This window comes from Streptomyces sp. NPDC059002, from assembly GCF_042740435.1.
Taxonomy (GTDB): Bacteria; Actinomycetota; Actinomycetes; order Streptomycetales; family Streptomycetaceae; genus Streptomyces.
Map to the genome: position 1 here is coordinate 236,919 of NZ_JBHYJI010000003.1, position 19,831 is coordinate 256,749.

The window sequence follows — 19,831 nt, forward strand, 5'->3', positions numbered from 1 at the left end:
ACCCTCTCCCGGGACAGGGTCCCGGCGGTCACTTCTGGGTGGCTACTCCTCGACGAGGAGCTTCTCGCGCAGCTGCGCGAGCGTGCGCGCCAGCAGGCGTGAGACATGCATCTGGGAGATGCCGACTTCCTGAGCGATCTGCGACTGGGTCATGTTGCCGAAGAAGCGCAGCAGCAGGATGCGCTTCTCGCGCGGCGGCAGGTCCTCCAGGAGGGGCTTGAGCGACTCCCGGTACTCGACGCCCTCCAGGGCCTCGTCCTCGGCGCCCAGGGTGTCCGCCACGGCCGGTGACTCGTCGTCCGTGTCGGGGACGTCCAGGGACAGCGTGGAGTACGCGTTGGCGGACTCCAGGCCCTCGAGGACCTCCTCTTCGGAGATGGCCAGCTTCTCCGCGAGCTCGTGCACGGTGGGGGAGCGGCCGTGCAGCTGGGACAGCTCGGCCGTCGCCGTCGTCAGAGCGAGACGCAGCTCCTGGAGACGGCGGGGAACGCGGACCGCCCACCCCTTGTCGCGGAAATGCCGCTTGATCTCACCGACGACCGTCGGGGTCGCGTACGTGGAGAACTCCACGCCGCGCTCCGGGTCGAAGCGGTCCACGGACTTGATCAGGCCGATCGTGGCGACCTGGGTGAGGTCGTCGAGCGGCTCGCCGCGGTTGCGGAAGCGGCGGGCCAGGTGCTCGACGAGCGGCAGGTGCATGCGGACCAGCTGATTGCGCAGCTCCGCGTACTCCCGACTGCCGTCCTTCAGGGCGCGCAGCTCGATGAACATCGCGCGTGCGCCGCTGCGGTCCTGTGGATCGTGCCGGCTGTGCTCGTGCTCGCTCATGTTTCCCGCCCGTCGCCCGCCGCCTCGGCCGGAGAGCTTCCTGAGCTCGTCCTTGGCGGTCGGCTCTGCCTGCTCCGACACATCGGCCACCGTCAGCGGACCCGGCTTCTCCGGATCCTCCGGGTGCGGCTTGGCCTGCTGCTCGGGGATTCCGGTGGTCATACGGGGCATCCCCTCCCTGCCGCCGACGGGCAGACCTTGTGTGCCGCGCTCTTCGTCCCGCACCGGCCCGTCCCCGTTCCTCACGCCGGCCCGGGTCCCGCGCCGCGCTTCTTGTAGAGGCTGATCGAGACGGTGTTGTCCTCGGCGACGGCGGAGTCGACCTGGCCCGCGAGGGCCGACAGCACAGTCCAGGCGAAGGTGTCCCGCTCCGGGGCCCGGCCGTCGGTCGTGGGCGCCGAGACCGTCACCTCCAGTGAGTCGTCGACGAGCCGGAAGACGCAGCTGAGCACGGAGCCGGGCACGGCCTGCTGGAGCAGGATCGCGCAGGCCTCGTCGACCGCGATCCGGAGGTCCTCGATCTCGTCGAGAGTGAAGTCCAAACGCGCCGCGAGGCCGGCCGTCGCCGTCCGCAGCACCGACAGGTAGGCACCCGCAGCCGGGAGGCGGACCTCCACGAAGTCCTGATTCCCGGGCTCGCCTGCGATCTGGGACACCCTCACCTCCAAGGTGGTACAAGCACTTTCGGGGCTCCGGTCCTGCCGCGCAGCGGCGAACCGGACTGCGTCACACGGGTAACGCACCACGTCGTTCTGCGGTGACGCTACCGCGCTCCCCAGCTCCGTGTCCCGGGGACCCCGCCCCGATGCTGTCACTCATAGTAAGCCTACGGGTACGGACAGTGGCTAGGGGTCTGCGGGCCCAATTGCAAAGTACGGGCAGTCACTTCGACAGGGGGGTGACGTACCCAGGCCTCAGACGATCGAACCGTCCACGAAGCACCAGCGCCAGCTCTCGCCCGGCTCGAAGGTGCGCATCACCGGGTGTCCGCTGTCCTTGAAGTGGGCCGTCGCGTGCTGGAACGGCGACGAGTCGCAGCAGCCCACGTGCCCGCACACCAGGCACAGCCGCAGTTGGACGGGGTGGCTGCCGACCGCGAGGCATTCGAGGCAGGTGTCGCTCAGCGGCTCGGGCTCGGGGTGCGGCAGCGCTGTGACGTGCAAGCACTCGTTCATGATGGCCAGGTTACGACGGGAACGCCGAGGGTGGAGGGCTCTGCCGATGGACGTATTGCCGCTGGTGGCGCTGATCGCGGCGAGCGCCGTGGTGGCCGGGGCCGCGCGCCGGACTCCGGTGCCCGCACCGCTTCTTCTTGTCGGGGCGGGGCTCATCGCCTCCTACGTTCCCGGAGTGCCGGACTACCATCTCGACCCGCACATCGTGCTGCCGCTGATCCTGCCGCCCCTGCTGCACACGGCCGCCCTGGAGAGCTCCTATCTGGATCTGCGGGCCAACCTCAGACCGGTCGCGCTGCTCTCGGTCGGTTACGTACTGTTCGCGACGCTCGCGGTCGGCTGGCTCGCGTATCTGCTCATCCCCGACCTCCCGTTGACCGCGGCGCTCGTCCTGGGGGCCGTCATCGCGCCGCCGGACGCGGTCGCCGCGACCGCCATCGCGCGCCGGGTCGGGCTCCCTTCACGGATCACCACGATCCTGCAGGGCGAGTCCCTGGTGAACGACGCGACCGCGATCACCGCCTACAAGGTCGCGCTCGCGGCGGCCGTCGGGGAGGGCGCGAGCTGGGCGGGCGGCATCCAGGAGTTCCTGGTGGCCGCGGTCGGCGGGGTCGGCGTCGGGCTGCTCCTGATGGTGCCGATCCACTGGCTGCGCACCCACCTGAAGGAGGCGATGCTGCAGAACACGCTGTCGCTGCTCATCCCCTTCGTCGCGTACGCGGCCGCGGAACAAGTGGGTGCCTCCGGAGTGCTCGCCGTGGTCGTCGTCGCCCTCTACTTGGGGCACCGCTCCTGGCAGGTCGACTTCGAGACGCGGCTGCAGGAGGCCGCTGTGTGGAAGGTCGTCGCGTTCATCCTGGAGTCGGCGGTCTTCGCGCTCATCGGGCTCCAACTGCCCGTCGTGCTCAAGGGGCTCGGCGAGTACAGCGTGGGCCAGGCGGTCTGGTACGCGGTCGGCGTCTTCGTCTTCGTCGTGGTGGTGCGCTTCGTGTGGTCGTACCCGGCGACGTATCTGCCCCGGTGCTTGTCGGAGCGGATCAGGGAACGCGAGGACGACATGGACTGGCGGCGGCCGCTCATCGTCAGCTGGGCGGGGATGCGGGGCGTGGTCTCGCTGGCGATCGCCTTCTCGATCCCGCTCGTCATGGACGACGGGGAGCCCTTCCCCGCGCGCAATCTTGTCCTGTTTCTGACCTTCACCACGGTGATCGGCACGCTCGTCGTGCAGGGGCTCTCACTGCCGTGGCTGATCCGTGTCCTGAAACTGCCGGGCCGTGACGCGCAGGCGCAGACCCTCGCGGAGGCGCAGGCGCAGAACGCCGCCTCGCAGGCCGCGGAGGCGCGGGTGGAGGAACTCATGCAGGACCGCCGCAACTGCCTTCCTCCGCCGCTCCAGGACCGTCTGCGCACCGTTCTGGAGCGGCGCCGCAACTCCGTGTGGGAGCGCCTCGGCCAGCCGAACCCCGTCACGGGGGAGTCGGCGGACGACACCTACCGCAGGCTTGCGCGCGAGGCGATCGCCGCGGAGCGGGAGGTCTTCGTGAAGATGCGGGACGAACGGCGCATCGACGACGAGATGATGCGGACGCTGCTGCGCAAGCTGGACCTGGAGGAGGCGGCGGCCTACCGGGAGGTCGAGGACTGAGCGACGTCGTCGCGCGCGCCGGTGATCACGGCGGTGAGGCGGGTCCCGGGCGGGAAAGCGCCCTCTTCGGAGAGGACGGTCAGGGCGTACAGGAGCTTGGCGACGTAGAGGCGCTCCACGGAGAGGCCGAGCGCGTGGCCGTGGCGGTCCTCGAAGTCGTCGGCGAAGGCGAGGAGTTCGGGGGTGGTGCGGGCGTAGCCGCCGCAGTGGAAACGGTCGTCCAGGTGCCAGTTGGCGGTCGGCGTGCCGAACGCGCCGTGCTGCAGGGCCTGTATGTCGGGGCCGAGGAAACCGCCCTTGAGGACCGGTATGCCAAGCGCCCGCCGGTCGGGGCCGAGCCCGGCGGCCAGGCCGGCGAGGGTGCCGCCGGTGCCGCAGGCCACGGCCGCCACGTCGGTGTGCTCGCGCAGCTCGTCGCCGAGGGCGGTGCAGCCGCGTACGGCAAGGGAGTTGCTGCCCCCTTCCGGGATCACATACGCGCCGGGGGCGTCCGCCGCGCGCAGGAGTGCGGCCAGCGTCTCCGGCTCGTGCTTGCGGCGGTACGTCGCCCGGTCGACGAAGTGCAGCCGCATGCCGTCGGCCGTGCACCGGGTCAGGGACGGGTTCAGGGGGCGCTCAGCGAGTTCGTTGCCACGGACCACGCCGATCGTTGCGAGGCCGAGGAGGCGGCCCGCCGCGGCGGTGGCGCGCAGATGGTTGGAGTAGGCGCCGCCGAAGGTGAGCAGGGTGTCGTGACCCGCGTCGGTCGCGGCCGCCAGGTTCAGGGCGAGTTTGCGGTACTTGTTGCCCGGCAGGTCCGGGTGGATCAGATCGTCCCGCTTGAGTCGCAGCCGCACGCCGTGGCGGGTGAAGCGGTCGTCCTCGACGGGCTGCAGCGGCGAAGGCAGCAGGGGTCGCAGGGCGGCCGGGGCGGGTGGGACGGGCGGGATGTGGTGCACCCCGCCATTGTCTCCCTTGGTGCGTGGTCCGGCAGGGGAGCCCTGCGCCGGGGCTCCCGGTGGGCTACTTGAGGCGCTCTCCGATGCGCTCCCGCATCCAGTCCATGGTGAAGCCGCGCGGGTCGACCTTGCCCGGCTGCCACTCCAGGTGGCCGATGACCGAGCGCTCCGTCCAGCCGTGGTGGCGGCAGATCGCGGCCGAGACCTTCTCGATGGCGTCCAGCTGCTCCTCGGGCCAGGGGTCCTCGCCGTCGCCGAGGTTCTCGCACTCGAAGCCGTAGAAGTGGCGGTTGCCGTCGGTGTTCGCCTCGTTGTCGGGCGGCAGCCGCTTCTCCGCGATCACCGCCCGCAGGACGTCGTCGTCGCCGAGCCCCGCGTGATTGGCACGGCCGTAGCCGACGAGGTGGACCTGGCCGTCCTTGGTGATGACGCCGTGACAGAGCGGACCCGGCAGCGACGCGTAACCGTCGCGGCAGATCTCCACCGTGCGCTGACTGCCCGACGTCACCGTGTGGTGGATCACGACGCCGTGCACCGGCCCCCAGGGGCCCTTGTGGTTGCGGTTGTGGTGCTCCCAGTCGCCTACTTCGACGACGGTCACGCCTTCGTCTCGCAGGATGTCGAGGAACCTGCCCGCGGACATGGGTGGGGCCATGACCGTCTCCTTTGCGGGGCGCGACGGTCGCCGGTCGCGGCCGCCTCGTACGCCCAGCTTGTACCGGAACTCCGGTGCCCGGACCAGCTGTTCGGGCGCAATCCGGTACCTGTTCGGGCAGCGTGCGAGCCGATCCGGTCAGTTGCCGTGCAAGAAGCCGTCGCCATTCGCCGCGATGTGGGATTCCAGGGCCTGCAGCGCCTGCTGGGTGGCCTGCGGGGAGCCGGTGCCCCGGCGCTCCGCGTAGTACGCCGCGCCCAGCTTTTTCAGGAGGGCGTCGCCCGCGCGCTTGTCCTGGACCTCGTCCAGCTTCTGCTTGCCCTGCGTGAGTCCGCGCTGCGCCTGTTCCTTGGCGCGATCCAGGAAGCCTGCCATTGCTGTCTCCTGCCGGTTGGTGCGAAGGGTGCGGGTGGTGCGGTGCCTGCGTGGGGTTCAACGGATGCGCGGATCTTGGAGTTCCCCCGCTATGCGGTGAGCTTGCGCATCAGGCGTACTCCCTGGGCCGGCTTCATGTGCGGCAGATACGCCTTGCCGATGGCCCGGGTGATGTTGGGCAGGGCTGCCGGGTCCGGGTAGCACATGTACATCGGCCGGTACCGCGGCTGGAACTTGGCCTTGAAGTTGAGCAGGGAACGGAAGCCGTAGACCGGCTCCAGGACGCGGCCCGCGTAGTCCAGGAGGCGTTGCAGCGCGGCGGGCGGCTCGGCGGTGTCGGAGCGGGCGAGCGGCGCTCCGGAGAGGCTGAGGAACTGGGCGCCCTCTTCTTTGAAGCCGAGCGCCGCCGACGCGATCAGGAACTCCATCGAGCCGCGGAACCCGTCGGAACGGCGCCGCATGAAGTCCAGGGTCCAGCCCACGGGGCGGGGGTCCGCGCCGTCCTCTGCGGGGTCGCCGGAATCCCCGTACACCGGCATCCAGCTCGTGATGCCGTGCACCGTGCGGTCCTCGTCGACCGCGAGCAGGCAGCGCACATGGGGATCGTCGAGCTCGTCGAGGCCACCGAGCGTGAAGCCCATCTCCGGGAGCCCCTTGTCGGCGACCCACTCCTCCGAGATCGAGCGGATCTGGTCGGTGAGGGCGATCGGCGCCTCCGGGAAGGAGTGCCACTCGGCGGTGATGCCCTCCTTCTTGGCCTTGTTCAGGGCTGTGCGCACGTCCTGCCACTTCTTGCCCGTGAACGCCAGCTCAGGAAGCGGTACGACGGTGTCCTCGGCGACCTGCACCGAACTCCATCCCAGCGCGTCCGTACGGGACTTGGCGTCGGCCGTGACGCTGTAGAAGCAGGGGGTCCAGCCGCGCTCGTCGCAGTACTCGGCGAAGCCGTCGATCGCGTCCGCGCGCGCGGACGCCTCCCCGAAGGGGTCGCCCGTGGTGAGCGCGACCGTCGAGTGCACGCGGTAGGCGACGGCGGCCCGGCCGTCCGCGGAGAACCAGTAGTGGTTGCCCGGCCAGGTCGTCAGATACGAGAGCGTGGAGCCGCCGTGCGCCGTGAGCAGGGCACGCGCGCGTGCGGCCGCGTCGGCGTCGGCGTGCATCAGGGGCCGCCGGAACGCCACGAAGAGGGCGATCAGGGTGACCACCCAGAAGAGCATCCCGCAGTACTCGTACAGCGTGAGCGCGGTGCCGCCGACCGGGACGGGGGCCTGGCCCTGGAAGAAGAACGGTTCGTAGCTGGGCGGCAGGAACTGGGTGGGAAGGCCCGACACCAGCTTCGAGAACGTCGCGTCGGGCGTGAACTGGTCGCGCACCGCGTAGCCGATGCCCACATACGCGAGACACGAGAGCAGCAGCGTGCCGCCGACGGTGCCCGCGAGCCAGGTCACGGTGGCCCGGGGCAGCCGCTGGTCGAAGACCCTGCGGGTGAGGAAGAGCAGCACGAGGACGAGCAGCGGCAGCAGCATCTGCTCGACGACCGCCTGGATCATCGCGGCCTTCTGGTCGGCCTGGTCGCTGCCTTCCAGGACGTAGCGGTCCGGGTGCGAGGCGATGTCGCTCAGCAGGAACGCCATGAGCCCGAGCCACACCAGCTGCGCGACCACCGTGATCCGCCACGAGAGCCTGAGACCGCGCCGCAGCCCCTCGGCGAGGACGAGCAGCAGCAGGGGGATCGCGATGCCCATGAGCATCGCGGGGGAGCCGTAGAAGTGGTCCTGGGCGCGGATGCGGTCGCACTCCGTGCCCGCGCGGACGCAGGCGTCGGCGATCTGCTGGGCGCTCGGGCCCCCGGAGACGTACAGATCAAGGACGTTGAAGGGGCCCAGCGAGTCCTTGTAGAGCGTCGCGACGAGTGGCCCCAGGGCGGAGGCGGCCACGACCAGGGCGACCAGGACCCGGCCCTCGGAGTGCGAGGCGTGCGGCATCCGCAGGCGGTGTGTGTCGCGATGCGCGAACGCGCCGAGCCCGAGGCCGACCACCGTGCCGGCGAGGCGCAGCACCCCCTGGAGATGACCGACGTACAGCGCGAGCATCAGCGGGAACACGATCAGGATCAGCTGGAGCCTGCGCCGCCACAGGGCGCTGAGCCGGAAGCTGAGGAAGGCGCCGACGGCACAGGCCGCGATGCCGGGCGTCGCGGTCAGGTCGTGCGAGAGCTCGTCCAGCCAGTCCTCGCCGGCCAGCGAGCCGAGCTTGACGACCGCGGTGCCCAGCAGCGAGCCGAGCACCTGGCCGAGGAACATGACGACGCCGGTGCGCACGGAGCCCATGCGCTGCTCGGCCGCCGCGCCGAGGAGCAGCAGCAACAGCGTGGAGCCGATGTAGTTGCCGATCCCCGAACACCACAGGACGGACGTCAGCGGGGTCCACCAGCGGCCGTCGGCGAGTGCGGGCACGCCCACGCCCACGTCGTTCAGGAGCGGTGCGGGAGGCCCGCCGCCGAGGCTGCCGGTGAACGCGCCCACCGACCACAGCGCGACGACGACGAACACGGTCACTGGCGCGCGGCGGACCGGCTCGAAGGCCCGGCCGACGGCGCGCAGCCAGCGGACCGGGCCGCGCTCGCCGGGCGGCGCGAGCGGGGCCGCCGGAGCCGGGTCCTCCGCGGCGGCGGCTGATGCCTCGGAGGTGGTCATCTCCCGAGCCCACCAGCAGCCGGGGCCCGACACATCCGGAGCTGGGCCGAACGAGTGGAATCGCCCTCCCTGCCCAGTGGAGGGTTGATCCATTCCCGCTCTTTTGTGTAATGGCGCGCGCACGTTCCGTGCTGGAAGGCTGTCGACGTTGATCACCGCAGGTTCTTGGGAGGGCGTAGCCAATGTCGGTAGGCGAAGAGATCCGCGCCGAGTCGGAGAAGCCGCAGCAGAGTCTCGGCACATCGGCCGCACGGAATCTGGCCACCACCACCAAGTCGGCACCGCAGATGCAGGAGATCAGCTCCCGCTGGCTGCTGCGCACGCTGCCCTGGGTGCAGGTACAGGGCGGCACGTACCGGGTGAACCGGAGGCTGAGCTACTCGGTCGGCGACGGCCGGGTCACTTTTGTGAAGACCGGTGACCGAGTGCAGGTCATCCCCGCCGAGCTCGGCGAGCTGCCGATCCTGCGGGACTTCGAGGACCAGGACGTGCTGGGGGAGCTCGCACAGCGCTGCCAGCAGCGGGAGTTCGCCGCGGGCGAGGTCCTGACGTCCTTCGGCAGCCCGGCGGACGAGGTGTTCCTGCTCGCGCACGGCCGGGTGGAGAAGGTCGGCACGGGTCCCTACGGGGACGACACGGTGCTCGGCACCCTCGCCGACGGTGCCTACTTCGGCGAGCAGGCGCTCCTCGACCCCGAGACCATCTGGGAGTACACCGCGCGCGCCGCCACCGCGTGCACCGTGCTCACCCTGCCCCGCCAGGACCTCGAACAGGTCGCGGAGCGCTCGGAGTCACTGCGTGCCCACATCCAGCAGCTGCGCTCCATCCCGGCGCAGCGCACCAACAAGTTCGGCGAGGCGCCCATCGACCTCTCCGCGGGACACGTCGGCGAAGCGGTGCTGCCCGGCACCTTCGTGGACTACGAATCGGCGCCGCGCGAATACGAGTTGAGCGTCGCCCAGACGGTGCTGCGCATCCACACGCGCGTGGCCGATCTCTACAACCAGCCGATGAACCAGACCGAGCAGCAGTTGCGGCTGACGGTTGAGGCGCTCAAGGAGCGCCAGGAGCACGAGCTCATCAACAACCGCGAGTTCGGCCTCCTGAACAACTGCGAGTACGACCAGCGGCTCCAGCCGCACGACGGTGTGCCGAGCCCCGACGACATGGACGAACTCCTCAGCCGCAGGCGTGGATCCAAGCTCTTCCTCGCCCACCCGCGCGCGATCGCCGCGTTCGGCCGCGAGCTCAACAAGCGCGGGCTCGTCCCCGAGACCATCGACGTGGCCGGCAACCGGATCCCGACGTGGCGCGGGGTACCGATCTACCCGTGCAACAAGATTCCGGTCACCGAGGCGCGCACGACCTCCATCATCTGCATGCGTACGGGCGAGGAGGAGCAGGGCGTCATCGGCCTGCACCAGACGGGCATCCCGGACGAGATCGAACCGAGCCTGTCCGTACGGTTCATGGGCATCAGCGAGCAGGCGATCATCTCGTACCTGGTGTCGACCTACTACTCCGCGGCGGTGCTCGTGCCCGACGCGCTCGGCGTGCTGGAGAACGTCGAGATCGGTCGCTGGAGGTGAGATTGCGGCCGGGGGGCGGGGGGTCGGGCCCGGGTTCCCTGTTGTGGTGCGGGGTACATCCCCTCCGTATGCGCCCACAGGTCAAGGGACCGCCACCATCCGCATCCTTTCCGGGGTGAGTCCATGACGGACACGACGACGGACACGGTAGGCGTGGTGGACGTGAGGGCGCGGGCCGAGAGTTTCGGCGACGGGCACGAGGCCGCGGAGATCCTGGCGTCGGCGCGGCTGTGCGTCGACCCGGAGCTGCGCAGGGCGATCGACTCGCTGCCCGGGTCGATGCGGCGGATCGCGCTCTACCACTTCGGGTGGGAGCACGCGGACGGCACGCCCGCCGCCGGGCATGCGGGCAAGGCCATCAGGCCCGCGCTCGTGCTCGCCGCGGTGCGGGCGCTCGGCGGGGAGCCCGCCATGGCCGTACGGGCCGCGGCTGCCGTGGAGTTGACCCACAACTTCACGTTGCTGCACGACGACGTGATGGACCGCGACACCACGCGGCGGCACCGGCCCACCGCGTGGACCGTGTTCGGTGACTCCGACGCGATCCTTGCCGGGGACGCCCTGCAGGCCCTGGCGCAGCGGCTGCTCGCCGAGGATCCCCACCCGGGGGCCTCGGCGGCGGCCGCCCGGCTTGCCGCCTGCGTGGTCGAGCTCTGTGCGGGACAGCATGCGGATGGCGTGCTGGAGCGGCGGAGGCCGGACGAGGTCACGCTCGAGGAGTGCCTTGCCATGGCGGAGGCCAAGACGGGGGCGTTGCTCGGGTGCGCCTGTGCGCTCGGGGCGTTGTACGCGGGGGCGGGGCGGGAAGAGGTCGATGCGCTCGACGCGTTCGGGCGGGAGGCCGGGCTCGCGTTTCAGCTCATCGATGACGTGATCGGGATCTGGGGTGATCCTGGGCGTACGGGTAAGCCTGCGCGGGCCGATCTTGCCGCCCGCAAGAAGTCGCTGCCGGTTGTCGCCGCGCTGGCGTCGGGGACGCCGGCCTCGGTCGAGTTGGCCGCGCTGTATGCGGGGGTGCCGGGGGAGGGGGATCTGGAGCGGGTGGCCGGGGCGGTGGAGCGGGCCGGGGGGCGTGACTGGGCGCAGGGGCATGCGGCTGATCGGATGTCTCGGGCGATAGGGCAGCTTGCTCGGGCTGTGCCGGTGCCGGAGTCTGCGGGTGGGTTGTTGGCGTTGGCGGAGTTTGTTACTCGGCGTACGCACTGAGGGGCGCCGCCGTCGCGGGGCGCGCCTGCCTTGGCGTGGGCCGGGTGCGCCTCGGGGGCGTTCGTGTTGGCGTGGGCCGGGTGTGTCGCGGGGTGCGTTGTGGGGCGGGGCCGCGGCGGTATGTCCGTCCTCGCTGTCCCGGTTCCCTGCCGTCGTCGTGTGACTCGGTGCGTGGGCTCGTGTGCTCCGGGCGGACATGGCGCCGCGTCCTCTCCGGTCGCGTTCGCGGCTGCGGGGCGGTGGGGTCGGGCAACGGGCCGAGGCGCGGCTGGTGTCCTCGCCGGGGCGTCGCGTCGCCCCCGTATCGCGGCCGCGGGAGCTTGGCCGTTGGGTGGTGAGCGGATTGCTGGACCAGATGATGACGCGGTAGTGGGTGCGGCGCGCCCACGGGAGGCTGATCGGGGGGTGTGGAAGGTGGGGGAGGGCTAGAACTGCCGCGTCCGTAGACGCCTCGAAACTCCGTAAGGATCCGTCATGTCAACTGCCCGCAGAGCGCTCGGAGCTGTCGCCTCCGCAACCCTGGTGGTGCTTGCCGCCCCGGCTGTGGCGCACGCCGATGGTGAAGGGCTCGCCTCGGCCGACGTTCCGGCCTTCGCGAAGGTGAAGCAGCCTGTAGACGCCGGTCAGCTGGAATCCGTGCCGAAGGCCGTGCAGAAGATGTTGGACAAGCTGGCGATGAACCGGAACGACAAGCTCAGGCAGAGCGCGCTCGGCGGCTGAGGGTGAGCCGGAGTCGTAGTTGATCTGTCGTTGCGAAGGGCCTTGCCTCCTGCTGTCTCGGGTTGGGGGTGGGGCCCTTTGTCGTGTGCGGGGATCTGTCTGGTCCTGGGGGTGATCACTTAGGCTGCAACGGCTGGCGTGTGGCGTGGAGTTGAGCAGGGAGTGGGCTGTGGGTGTGGCGATACGGCGGGCCGGGGAGGCCGACCGGGCGGATGTGGTCCGGCTGCTCGACGAGGCGTTCATGCAGGATCCGGTGAGCAGTTGGGTCTTTCCCGGGGAAGAGCACCGGCTGCGCATGCACAGCGGGTTGATGGAGGCCTTCTTCGACCTCGCTCTCGATGAGGGGTACGTCGACGTCACCGAGGACGGTGCGGCGGCGGCCCTGTGGTGGTCCGTGCCCGCGGGTGTGCCTGAGGAGGGCGGGGAAGACGGGCCCGCGTTGTTGCGTGAGGCCGTGGATCCGGACAATGAACGGGTCGAGCTCGTCGGGCGGTTGACGGATGCGGTCCACCCGACCGATCGCCCGCACCAGTATCTGCACATGATCGCCGTGCAGCCGGAGCGGCAGGGGGAAGGGCTCGGGACGGCGCTCGTCGCCGCCGTGCTCGAACGGTGTGACCGCGAGGGGCTGCACGCCTATCTGGAGGCGAGCAACGCGCGCAGCCGTGACCTGTACGCACGTCTTGGCTTCGGCTTCATGGGGACGACGCTGGATCTGCCGGACGGGCCGCGCATGTGGCCCATGTGGCGCGAGCCGCGCGGTGTGACGGGTGGGGCCGGCGGCTGACGTCGCGGGGACTGCCCGACGTCTCGTGGCCGGAATACCCTGGATGCATGGGCAGCGATGGGCGCCGGACCGGCCCCGGCCCGCAGGGCGAGCCCCGGTGCGAGCTCTGCGGACAGCCTCTGGGCACGGCGATCCGGCGGCGCAAGGTGCTCGGGGTGTTCGTCCCCGTGTGGGGCCCCGGGCCGTGCCGCAACGCGCAGTGCGAGGCGTGCGTCGCGGAGGAGGACGCGGAATCCGCGGGGCGTGCGGGGGCGCGGCGGCGCGGGCGTGCACGGTCGTACTCGCGGTCCAGGTCACGGGGGCGGTGGGCCGGGCCTGGTGAGGATGAGCCGACGGCTCCGAGTGCCGGTACGGGTACGGGCACGGGGGCGGGTGCGGATTCGGGTGCTGGTTCCGGTGGGGGCGGCGGCTGATCGGTGACCGGTGGCGTCTTCCGCGTCCCGGTGGGGAATTGCGTGCCCACATGGTCGTACGCAGGGCTGGGTGGAGCTGTGTGTGGGGGAGCTGTGCGGGGGTGGGTGTTCTTACGTCTTCATTGTTCTACTAGGATGCGAACAAGGGAGGCTTTCATGTCAGATGTCGATGGTCGTGCCAACTCCTCCGCCCGTGCCGCCGCGGGCGTCCTCGCGGTGCTGCCCTTCGCGCTCGCGTTTCTCGTCGAGCTGGTGGCGTACGTGATGCTGCGGGACCGGCTGCCGGACCGGATCGCCAGTCACTTCGGGGCCGATGGGGCGGCGGACGGGTATGCCGGGCGGGGTTCCTATCTCGTGGTGAACGCCGGGCTGTTCGTCGGGCTCGGTGCGGTGGCCGGGTATGTGGCGCTCAAGAGCGGCTACAGCCGGTACCGGCGGGGGCTTGCCGGTGTGCTCGCCTGCTGTTGGGCCACGGCCGGGTTCCTCGGCTGGCCGATGACGGCGAGCCTGTTCGCCAACCGTGATGTCGCGGACGGGGCGGCGGTCCGGTTCCCGCTGTGGCAGCTGGCCGTGGCGGTCGGCGTGGCCGTGGTCGCGGCGGGTGTCGGTGCCGCGCTGGGGCAGGGCCTTGGGCGGCGCGCGGCGCTGCCGATGGTGCGTCCGGTGCCCGGCGCGCAGGGTGACGGGGGTGTCGCGCGGCTCGGTCTCGCCGACGCCGAGGTGGCCGGGTGGGTCTGCAGGACCGGGTCCTGGTGGCTCTGGGGGCTCGGTGTCGCGCTGGCCGTGGCGGGGATCGTCGTGGCGTGGCTGCAGCGGGACTGGCTGACCCCGCTCTCCCTGCTCGTTCCCGGGCTGCTCGTCGCCGGGTTCGCCAGGCCCTGCGTCGCCGTCGACCGGCGCGGTCTCACGGTGTCGCCGGGCGCCCTGCCGTGGCCGCGCGTGCGGCTGCCGCTCGACCGGATGGAGCGGGCGGACAGCGACTCGGTCAACGCCCTCGCGGATTACGGCGGTTGGGGGTACCGGATCCGTCCCGGCGGCTCCGGGATCATCCTCAGGTCCGGCGAGGCGCTGGTCGTCCGGCGTGCCAACGGCAAGAGTTTCGCCGTGACCGTGGAGGACTCGGGCACCGCCGCCGCGCTGCTCAACACCCTGGTCGAGCGCCGGGCCGAGGGGCGCTGACGGCATGCTGTTCCGGATCGACACGACATCGTCCGTGCCGCTCGGCGACCAGATCGCGGCCTGCGCGCGCCGTGCCGTCGTCGGCGGCAGTGTCCGCCCGGGGGAGCGGCTGCCAGCGGCCCGGATGCTCGCCGGGTCGCTCGGCGTGAACGTGCACACCGTGCTGCGCGGCTATCAGCAGCTGCGTGACGAAGGCCTGATCGAACTCCGCAGAGGGCGGGGCGCCATCGTCGCCGACGGCGCATCGGCCCGGGCCCGCGCCCAACTGGTGGAGCGGGTCGGGGAGTTCGTGGCGGACGCGCTGGAGCTCGGGCTGACCGACGACGAGGTGATGTCGATGGTGAGTGCGGCCTTGAAGGCGTGAGTCCTTCGGGGGTGGGTGGGAGGTAGGGTCCCACGGTCGGCTGTGCCGTCTGTCGGCTGTGCCATCCGGGGAGGGGTGCGATGAAGACGCGGTGGGGTGTACTCGCCCTGGCGGGTGCGGTGTTGGCCGGGTGCGGCGGCTCCGGGGCGGAGTCGGGGGACGCGGCGCCCGGGTATACGCGGGAGGCCGGTGTGCCGCGGGTGAAGAGCGCGTCCGACTTTCCCGAACTTCCGCTGGATCGATACGAGTTGAGTGACCGCGACAACAGGCGTATGGCGCGGGCTCAGGCACGTCTCGTACAGAAATGCATGCGCTCCTACGGGTTCTCGGACTTTCCGCTCAACCCCGGGCGTGCGGAGATGAGCGAGTCGTTCGACTCCGTCCTCACGCTGGCCGCGGTGTCCCCGTACGGGACGCTCGACCTCGGGCAGGCCCGCCGCTGGGGCTACGGGTTCGATCCGGACCGGGCCATGACGTGGAACGAGACGGGGGAGCCGGAGGGGCGGGCCGTGCGGCCGCGGGAGTACGAGGTGCTGCAGAGCTTCGGCGCGGTCGACGGCGCTGCGACCGTGGTGAACGGGCGCAAGGTCCCGAAGGGCGGCTGCACCGCGCAGGCCTCGCGGCGGCTCGCGGGGGACCTGGCGAAGCGGACGAGCACATGGGCGTACGTCCCCGAGCGCAGCCAGAAGATCGACAAGGCCGTCGCCGAGGACAGGCGGGTGCGCCGGGTCTTCGGCGACTGGTCGCGCTGCGTCGAGGACAAGGGCTTCAAGCGGTACGACAGCCCGACGGCCGCCTTCCGGGACAAGGCGTGGCGCAAGGGCGCCGAGGACGGCAACACCAACCATACGAAAAGGGAGTTGGGTACGGCCGTCGCCGACGTCGAGTGCAACAGGAAGCTCAACGTCGCCGGGGTGTGGTGGGCCGTCAGCAACGAGAAGCAGCGCGCCGACCTCCGTCGCGAACCGTCACGGTACGAGGCCGTCCGCGCGGACCAGGACCGGCTGCGGGACGCCATCCGCAAGGCCCTCGGGGAGAGTTGAGGCGCTCGGCGCTCGCTCGGTGCTCGCTCGGGCCCGGGAGAACGGCTCTGGCACTCCGCCTGAAGATCGGCATCATGGGCGCATGACCGAAATCAAGGAACTCCCCGAGCAGCCTCCGGTGACCCGGCCCGACACCCTGCCCGACGCCGTCGACATCGACGGGATCACCGCGCTCTCCGAGGGGCATCACGCCCGTTCCATCAGGGCGTTGGGTGTCCGTGAGGCCGGTGGGCATCTCGTGAAGGTGTACGCCGTCGAGGCGCCGGGGCGGACCGTGGCCGGGCCGGACGAGGCGGTGGCCCTCGATGTCGCCGCGGCGCATCTGGCGACCGGCCGAGCCCGTGGGTCGCTCGGGCTCGCCGTGCTGATCGTGCACGCGGGCGGCGACGGCGACTACGTCCTCGTCCACAGCTGGATCGAGGGGTACATGTCCGACCTCGCGGTGTTCGTGGGGCCCGCCGGTGAGCCGGGTCAACTCAGGCCGGGGCGCGTCGGGTTGGCGCCCTGCGTCTGGGAGGCGGCCGTCCTCACGCACGAGCGGGACGCCTTCACGCGGCACGTGCTCGACGGGACGGGACCGGTGCCGGAGCGGCTCGCGGCGTGGGGCGCGGACGTGGTGGAGGGGGATGCCCGGTGAGTGCGCCCGCGCAAGGCGACGGGCCGGTGAGTCCGTCCGCGCAAGGCGGCGGCCCGTTGGGCCCGTCCGCGCAAGGCGGCGGCCCGTTGGGCCCGTCCGCGCAAGGCGACGGGCCGGTGAGCCTGTCCGCGCAAGGTGACGACCCGTTGAGCCTGTCCGCGCAAGGCGACGCCCCCTTGAGCCCGTCCGCGCAAGACGGCAGCCCCGAAGCCCCGACCGTGCGCCCCGCCCGCCCCGCCGACCTGCCGCGTGTCGTCGAACTCGCCGCCGAGCACGCCGCGTTCGAGAAGGCCGCGCCGGTCCCCGCCGACCTCGCGGAGCGGCTCTCGGCGCTCCTCTTCGAGGTGCCCGCGCCGCGTCTGCGCTGCCTCGTCGCGGAGTTGCCCGGCGGTGAACTCGTCGGATACGCCACGTGCGCCGCGGAGATCTCCACCTGGGACGGCGCCGAGTTCCTCCACATGGACTGCCTCTTCCTGCGCGACGGCCACCGCGGCCTGGGCCTCGGCCGGCTCCTGCTGGACGCGGTGGCCGCCGAGGCGCGCGGGCTCGGCCTGACCGAAGTGCAGTGGCAGACACCCGTGTGGAACGAGGGAGCCATCCGCTTCTACGACCGCATGGGCGTCCCCGCGAAGGAGAAGGTGCGGTACCGGATGCCCGTGGAGCAGCGTGAGCAGCGTGATAGACACATCCGATGACGACCTCCGGCCGGGACTTCGACGCCGTACTGAGTGATCTCGACGGCGTGATCCGTTTCTACGACATGGCGGAACTGGAACAGCTGGAGCGCGCCACCGGTCTCGCGGCGGGCAGCACCGCCGAGATCGCCTTCGCGCCCGAGACCGATCTGCCGCTGATGCGCGGCGAGATCACCAAGGAGCAGTGGATCGACGCGATCGCGCGCGGACTCGCCGACCGGGTGCCGTGGCCGCGCGGGCGTGAACTCGCGACCACGCTGGCCGAGGCGAAGTTCCGGGCCGACGAGGTCGTCGTCGGGCTGCTGCGGCAGGTGCGTGCGGCCGGGCTCCCCGTCCTGCTCGTCACGAACGCGACGCCGTGGCTCGCCGACGACCTGGCCCTGCTCGGCCTCACCGGCCTGGTGGACGACGTGATCAGCAGCGCCGACCTCGGCGTCGTCAAGCCGGACCGCCGCATCTACGAGGTGGCGGCGGAGCGGGCCGGGGTCGGCGCAGGGCGCTGCCTCTTCGTGGACGACCGGCGGGAGAACGTGGACGCGGCCGTCGCGCTCGGGATGAGCGGGCTGCACTACCGCGAACACGGTGACCTGCGGGCGGTGTTGGAGCCGCTGCTCTGAGCGCGCCGCGGGACGTGCGGTCCACATCTGCGGGTGCGTCGTGGCTGGTCGCTTGCGCAAGCTCTCAACTCCGTTCGGGCAGGGGGGCACCCCCCCCTCACGGCGGAGCCGCGTATCGACACAGCCCCGCGCCCCTTCGGGGTGCACCCGAACCGCACCGGACCCGCGCGCCGCGGGTCCGGGCGGCGCGGGTCCGGGCGGCGCTCACCACCCCCCGTACGCCCGGAAGTCCTCAAGCACCGCCTCCAGATGCCGCAGCGCCGCCGTCACCCGTGCCGGGATCGCGAAGAACGGGTCGTCGGGGACCGGCAGGGATCCCGCGAGGGCAAGGCCGCGCGCCCGGGCCCAGGTCGCGTCGTTCTGGTCGACCGCCTCGCGGAACGCGTCGCGCGCCGATGCGGGCAGGAACATCCACGTGGGGATCAGATCGCAGGCCGGATCGCCCACGGCGAGCGTGCCGAAGTCGATGACCGCGCTCAACTGCCCGTCCACGGACAGCAGGTTGCCGGTCGCGAGGTCCCCGTGCAGCCACACCGGCGGCCTGTCCCACGCGGGCGCGGCGAGCGCGGCGTCCCACACCGCCGTCACGGTGTCCGTGTCGACGATGCCGTCCAGCTTGGCGATCTTGGCGCGTACGAGGGAGTCGGCGGCCAGCGACGCGCACTCCGTGCCCACGCGCTCGCCGCGGAAGGCGTTGCTCAGGTCGGGGGCGGGGCCGCCGGTCGCGTCGATCTTCTGCAACGCGCCGATGAATCCGGCCAGTTCGGTCGCCGTCCGCACCGGGTCGGCGAGTCCTTCGGTGGTCGCGGCCTCGCCGTCCAGCCAGCGGTAGACCGACCAGGGGAAGGGGTAGCCCTGCCCGGGTCTGCCGAGCCCGAGCGGCGTGGAGACCGTGAGCGGCAGCTGCGGCGCGAGCCACGGCAGCCACCGCTGTTCCCGCTCGACCTGCCCGATCCACCGCTCGTAGCGCGGCAGTCGTACGGACATGTCGTCGCCGAGCCGGAACGTCGCGTTGTCCATGCCGGGCAGCGGCACCGAAGCGACGGGCAGGTCGGCCCATTGCGGGAACTGCTCGGCGAGCAGCCGCCGTACGAGGTCGGTGTCGATCAACAAGGGCAACTCCTGGTCTGTGACGGGTGGTGTGGTGATGCGGAGACGTGGTGATGCGGAGACGTGGTGATGCGGAGACGCGGTGATGCGGAGACGCGGCGACGTGGTGATGTGGTCGGCCCGGGGCTCGACCGCACCTCGTGATGTCACGTCGGATGTGTCCCATCCGTCATCGTTGTGACGGACCGCGCAGGGAGAATGTGACGCATGAACGAGAACGAAGCCGCCGCTGCCGCCCTCGCGGCCCGGTTCGAGGAGCACAGGCCCCGCCTCAACGCGGTCGCGTACCGCATGCTCGGTTCCCTGGGCGAGTCCGAGGACGCGGTCCAGGAGGCGTGGCTCCGGCTCAGCCGCTCCGAGGCCGGCGCGGTGGAGAACCTCGGCGGATGGCTGACGACCGTCGTCGGACGGATCTGCCTCGACCTGCTGCGCTCGCGGCAGTCCCGGCGCGAGGACTCCCTGGACATCTCCATGGAGACGCATGTGCCGGACCCGGTGGTGAGCCGCGTGGACGCGGTGGTCGACCCCGAGCAGGAGGTGCTGATCGCCGACTCGGTCGGCCTCGCCCTCCTCGTCGTACTGGAAACCCTCGCGCCCGCCGAACGGCTCGCGTTCGTGCTGCACGACATGTTCGCCGTGCCCTTCGACGAGATCGCGCCCGTCGTGGAGCGGTCGGCGGCCGCGACCCGCCAGCTGGCGAGCCGGGCCCGCCGCCGCGTGCGGGACTCCGCGCCTGCCCCGGACGCCGACCTCGGCAGGCAGCGCGAGGTCGTCGAGGCCTGGATGGCCGCGACGAAGGCGGGCGACTTCGACGCGCTGCTCGAACTCCTCGATCCGGACGTAGTGTTGCGCGCGGACACCGGCGAGCTGTCGTCGGGCCTGTCCAAGCTGGTGCGGGGCGCGGCGACGGTGGCAGGGCAGGCGGCCATGTTCGGACGCATGGCCCCGTCCTCGCGGCTGGTCCTGGTCAACGGTGCTCCCGGCCTCGTCGCGGCGCCGGGCGGCGAGCCGTTCTCGGTCGCGTCGTTCACGGTCGTGGACGGCAGGATCGTGGAGATCAACATCATCGCGGACCCGGAGCGGCTGCGGGGGTTGGGGCTTGCGTCGTTCGAGGCGTGAGGCGTGAGGCGCGGCGCGTGGGGCGTGGTTGCCCCCGGGG

At 71.4% G+C, this 19,831-nt stretch carries 20 protein-coding genes; 12 read left to right on the forward strand and 8 right to left on the reverse strand.

Translation table 11 applies throughout. The features are described 5' to 3' along the window. Nucleotides 1-42: 42 nt before the first annotated feature. The 3 genes from ACFWZ2_RS04790 to ACFWZ2_RS04800 all read right to left on the reverse strand — a co-directional run bounded on the left by ACFWZ2_RS04790 (nucleotide 43) and on the right by ACFWZ2_RS04800 (nucleotide 2,003). Complete coding sequence (locus ACFWZ2_RS04790) at nucleotides 43-1,074, reverse strand: RNA polymerase sigma factor SigF (protein WP_384541815.1); 1,032 nt, start codon at nucleotides 1,072-1,074, stop codon at nucleotides 43-45. Further along, nucleotides 1,071-1,484, reverse strand: a complete 414-nt coding sequence (locus ACFWZ2_RS04795; protein WP_062782207.1) for a hypothetical protein — start codon at nucleotides 1,482-1,484, stop codon at nucleotides 1,071-1,073. The genes ACFWZ2_RS04790 and ACFWZ2_RS04795 overlap by 4 nt, the downstream gene beginning before the upstream one ends. A 258-nt stretch (nucleotides 1,485-1,742) precedes the next feature. Then, on the reverse strand, nucleotides 1,743-2,003 hold the full coding sequence (locus ACFWZ2_RS04800) for a UBP-type zinc finger domain-containing protein (RefSeq protein ID WP_384541818.1): 261 nt from the start codon (nucleotides 2,001-2,003) through the stop codon (nucleotides 1,743-1,745). A gap of 46 nt (nucleotides 2,004-2,049) precedes the next feature. Here ACFWZ2_RS04800 and ACFWZ2_RS04805 point away from each other — a divergent pair, with 46 nt between their 5' ends. After that, a complete protein-coding gene (locus ACFWZ2_RS04805) occupies nucleotides 2,050-3,648 on the forward strand; it encodes a Na+/H+ antiporter (RefSeq protein WP_384541821.1) in 1,599 nt (532 codons plus the stop codon). Here ACFWZ2_RS04805 and ACFWZ2_RS04810 read toward each other — a convergent pair. The 4 genes from ACFWZ2_RS04810 to ACFWZ2_RS04825 all read right to left on the reverse strand — a co-directional run bounded on the left by ACFWZ2_RS04810 (nucleotide 3,627) and on the right by ACFWZ2_RS04825 (nucleotide 8,312). After that, on the reverse strand, nucleotides 3,627-4,586 hold the full coding sequence (locus tag ACFWZ2_RS04810) for a 1-aminocyclopropane-1-carboxylate deaminase/D-cysteine desulfhydrase (RefSeq protein ID WP_384541824.1): 960 nt from the start codon (nucleotides 4,584-4,586) through the stop codon (nucleotides 3,627-3,629). The two genes, ACFWZ2_RS04805 and ACFWZ2_RS04810, sit on opposite strands and share 22 nt — an antisense overlap. 64 nt (nucleotides 4,587-4,650) lie before the next feature. Continuing rightward, nucleotides 4,651-5,241, reverse strand: coding sequence for an N-acetylmuramoyl-L-alanine amidase (locus ACFWZ2_RS04815; protein WP_384541827.1), 591 nt, complete (start codon nucleotides 5,239-5,241; stop codon nucleotides 4,651-4,653). A gap of 138 nt (nucleotides 5,242-5,379) precedes the next feature. Beyond that, complete coding sequence (locus tag ACFWZ2_RS04820) at nucleotides 5,380-5,616, reverse strand: hypothetical protein (RefSeq protein WP_384541829.1); 237 nt, start codon at nucleotides 5,614-5,616, stop codon at nucleotides 5,380-5,382. 89 nt (nucleotides 5,617-5,705) lie between these two features. Then, a complete protein-coding gene (locus ACFWZ2_RS04825) occupies nucleotides 5,706-8,312 on the reverse strand; it encodes a rhomboid family intramembrane serine protease (RefSeq protein WP_384541831.1) in 2,607 nt (868 codons plus the stop codon). A gap of 182 nt (nucleotides 8,313-8,494) precedes the next feature. Here ACFWZ2_RS04825 and ACFWZ2_RS04830 point away from each other — a divergent pair, with 182 nt between their 5' ends. From ACFWZ2_RS04830 to ACFWZ2_RS04875, 10 genes are all read left to right on the forward strand, one after another. Then, complete coding sequence (locus ACFWZ2_RS04830; protein ID WP_384541834.1) at nucleotides 8,495-9,901, forward strand: family 2B encapsulin nanocompartment shell protein; 1,407 nt, start codon at nucleotides 8,495-8,497, stop codon at nucleotides 9,899-9,901. Between the two features lie 123 nt (nucleotides 9,902-10,024). Then, nucleotides 10,025-11,107 carry a family 2 encapsulin nanocompartment cargo protein polyprenyl transferase gene (locus ACFWZ2_RS04835; protein ID WP_384541836.1) on the forward strand — a complete coding sequence of 361 codons (1,083 nt, stop codon included), beginning with the start codon at nucleotides 10,025-10,027 and terminating at the stop codon, nucleotides 11,105-11,107. 474 nt (nucleotides 11,108-11,581) lie between these two features. Beyond that, on the forward strand, nucleotides 11,582-11,827 hold the full coding sequence (locus ACFWZ2_RS04840) for a hypothetical protein (protein ID WP_384541839.1): 246 nt from the start codon (nucleotides 11,582-11,584) through the stop codon (nucleotides 11,825-11,827). Nucleotides 11,828-11,996: 169 nt separating this feature from the next. After that, nucleotides 11,997-12,614: a GNAT family N-acetyltransferase gene (locus ACFWZ2_RS04845; RefSeq protein WP_384541841.1), complete on the forward strand. Its 618-nt coding sequence runs from the start codon at nucleotides 11,997-11,999 to the stop codon at nucleotides 12,612-12,614. A 569-nt stretch (nucleotides 12,615-13,183) separates the two neighbouring features. Continuing rightward, a complete protein-coding gene (locus tag ACFWZ2_RS04850) occupies nucleotides 13,184-14,206 on the forward strand; it encodes a DUF1648 domain-containing protein (protein ID WP_384541844.1) in 1,023 nt (340 codons plus the stop codon). 4 nt (nucleotides 14,207-14,210) lie between these two features. Then, on the forward strand, nucleotides 14,211-14,570 hold the full coding sequence (locus tag ACFWZ2_RS04855; RefSeq protein ID WP_384541847.1) for a GntR family transcriptional regulator: 360 nt from the start codon (nucleotides 14,211-14,213) through the stop codon (nucleotides 14,568-14,570). A gap of 359 nt (nucleotides 14,571-14,929) precedes the next feature. Next, nucleotides 14,930-15,613: a hypothetical protein gene (locus tag ACFWZ2_RS04860; RefSeq protein WP_384541850.1), complete on the forward strand. Its 684-nt coding sequence runs from the start codon at nucleotides 14,930-14,932 to the stop codon at nucleotides 15,611-15,613. Between the two features lie 82 nt (nucleotides 15,614-15,695). Then, the gene (locus ACFWZ2_RS04865) at nucleotides 15,696-16,250 is read left to right on the forward strand and encodes a hypothetical protein (protein ID WP_384541853.1); all 555 of its coding nucleotides are present in this window, start codon (nucleotides 15,696-15,698) and stop codon (nucleotides 16,248-16,250) included. Nucleotides 16,251-16,402: 152 nt separating this feature from the next. Then, entirely contained in the window at nucleotides 16,403-16,945 is a 543-nt protein-coding gene (locus ACFWZ2_RS04870; protein WP_384542169.1) for a GNAT family N-acetyltransferase, read from the forward strand. Beyond that, nucleotides 16,942-17,562, forward strand: a complete 621-nt coding sequence (locus ACFWZ2_RS04875) for an HAD-IA family hydrolase (RefSeq protein WP_384541856.1) — start codon at nucleotides 16,942-16,944, stop codon at nucleotides 17,560-17,562. The genes ACFWZ2_RS04870 and ACFWZ2_RS04875 overlap by 4 nt, the downstream gene beginning before the upstream one ends. Nucleotides 17,563-17,766: 204 nt before the next feature. On the opposite strand, the gene ACFWZ2_RS04880 is transcribed toward ACFWZ2_RS04875, so the two are convergent. Then, nucleotides 17,767-18,675 carry an aminoglycoside phosphotransferase family protein gene (locus tag ACFWZ2_RS04880; protein ID WP_384541858.1) on the reverse strand — a complete coding sequence of 303 codons (909 nt, stop codon included), beginning with the start codon at nucleotides 18,673-18,675 and terminating at the stop codon, nucleotides 17,767-17,769. 204 nt (nucleotides 18,676-18,879) lie between these two features. Here ACFWZ2_RS04880 and sigJ point away from each other — a divergent pair, with 204 nt between their 5' ends. Continuing rightward, nucleotides 18,880-19,791 (forward strand): RNA polymerase sigma factor SigJ, encoded by a 912-nt coding sequence (gene sigJ / locus ACFWZ2_RS04885; protein WP_384541861.1) that lies wholly within the window; start codon nucleotides 18,880-18,882, stop codon nucleotides 19,789-19,791. The last annotated feature ends 40 nt before the right edge of the window (nucleotides 19,792-19,831 follow it).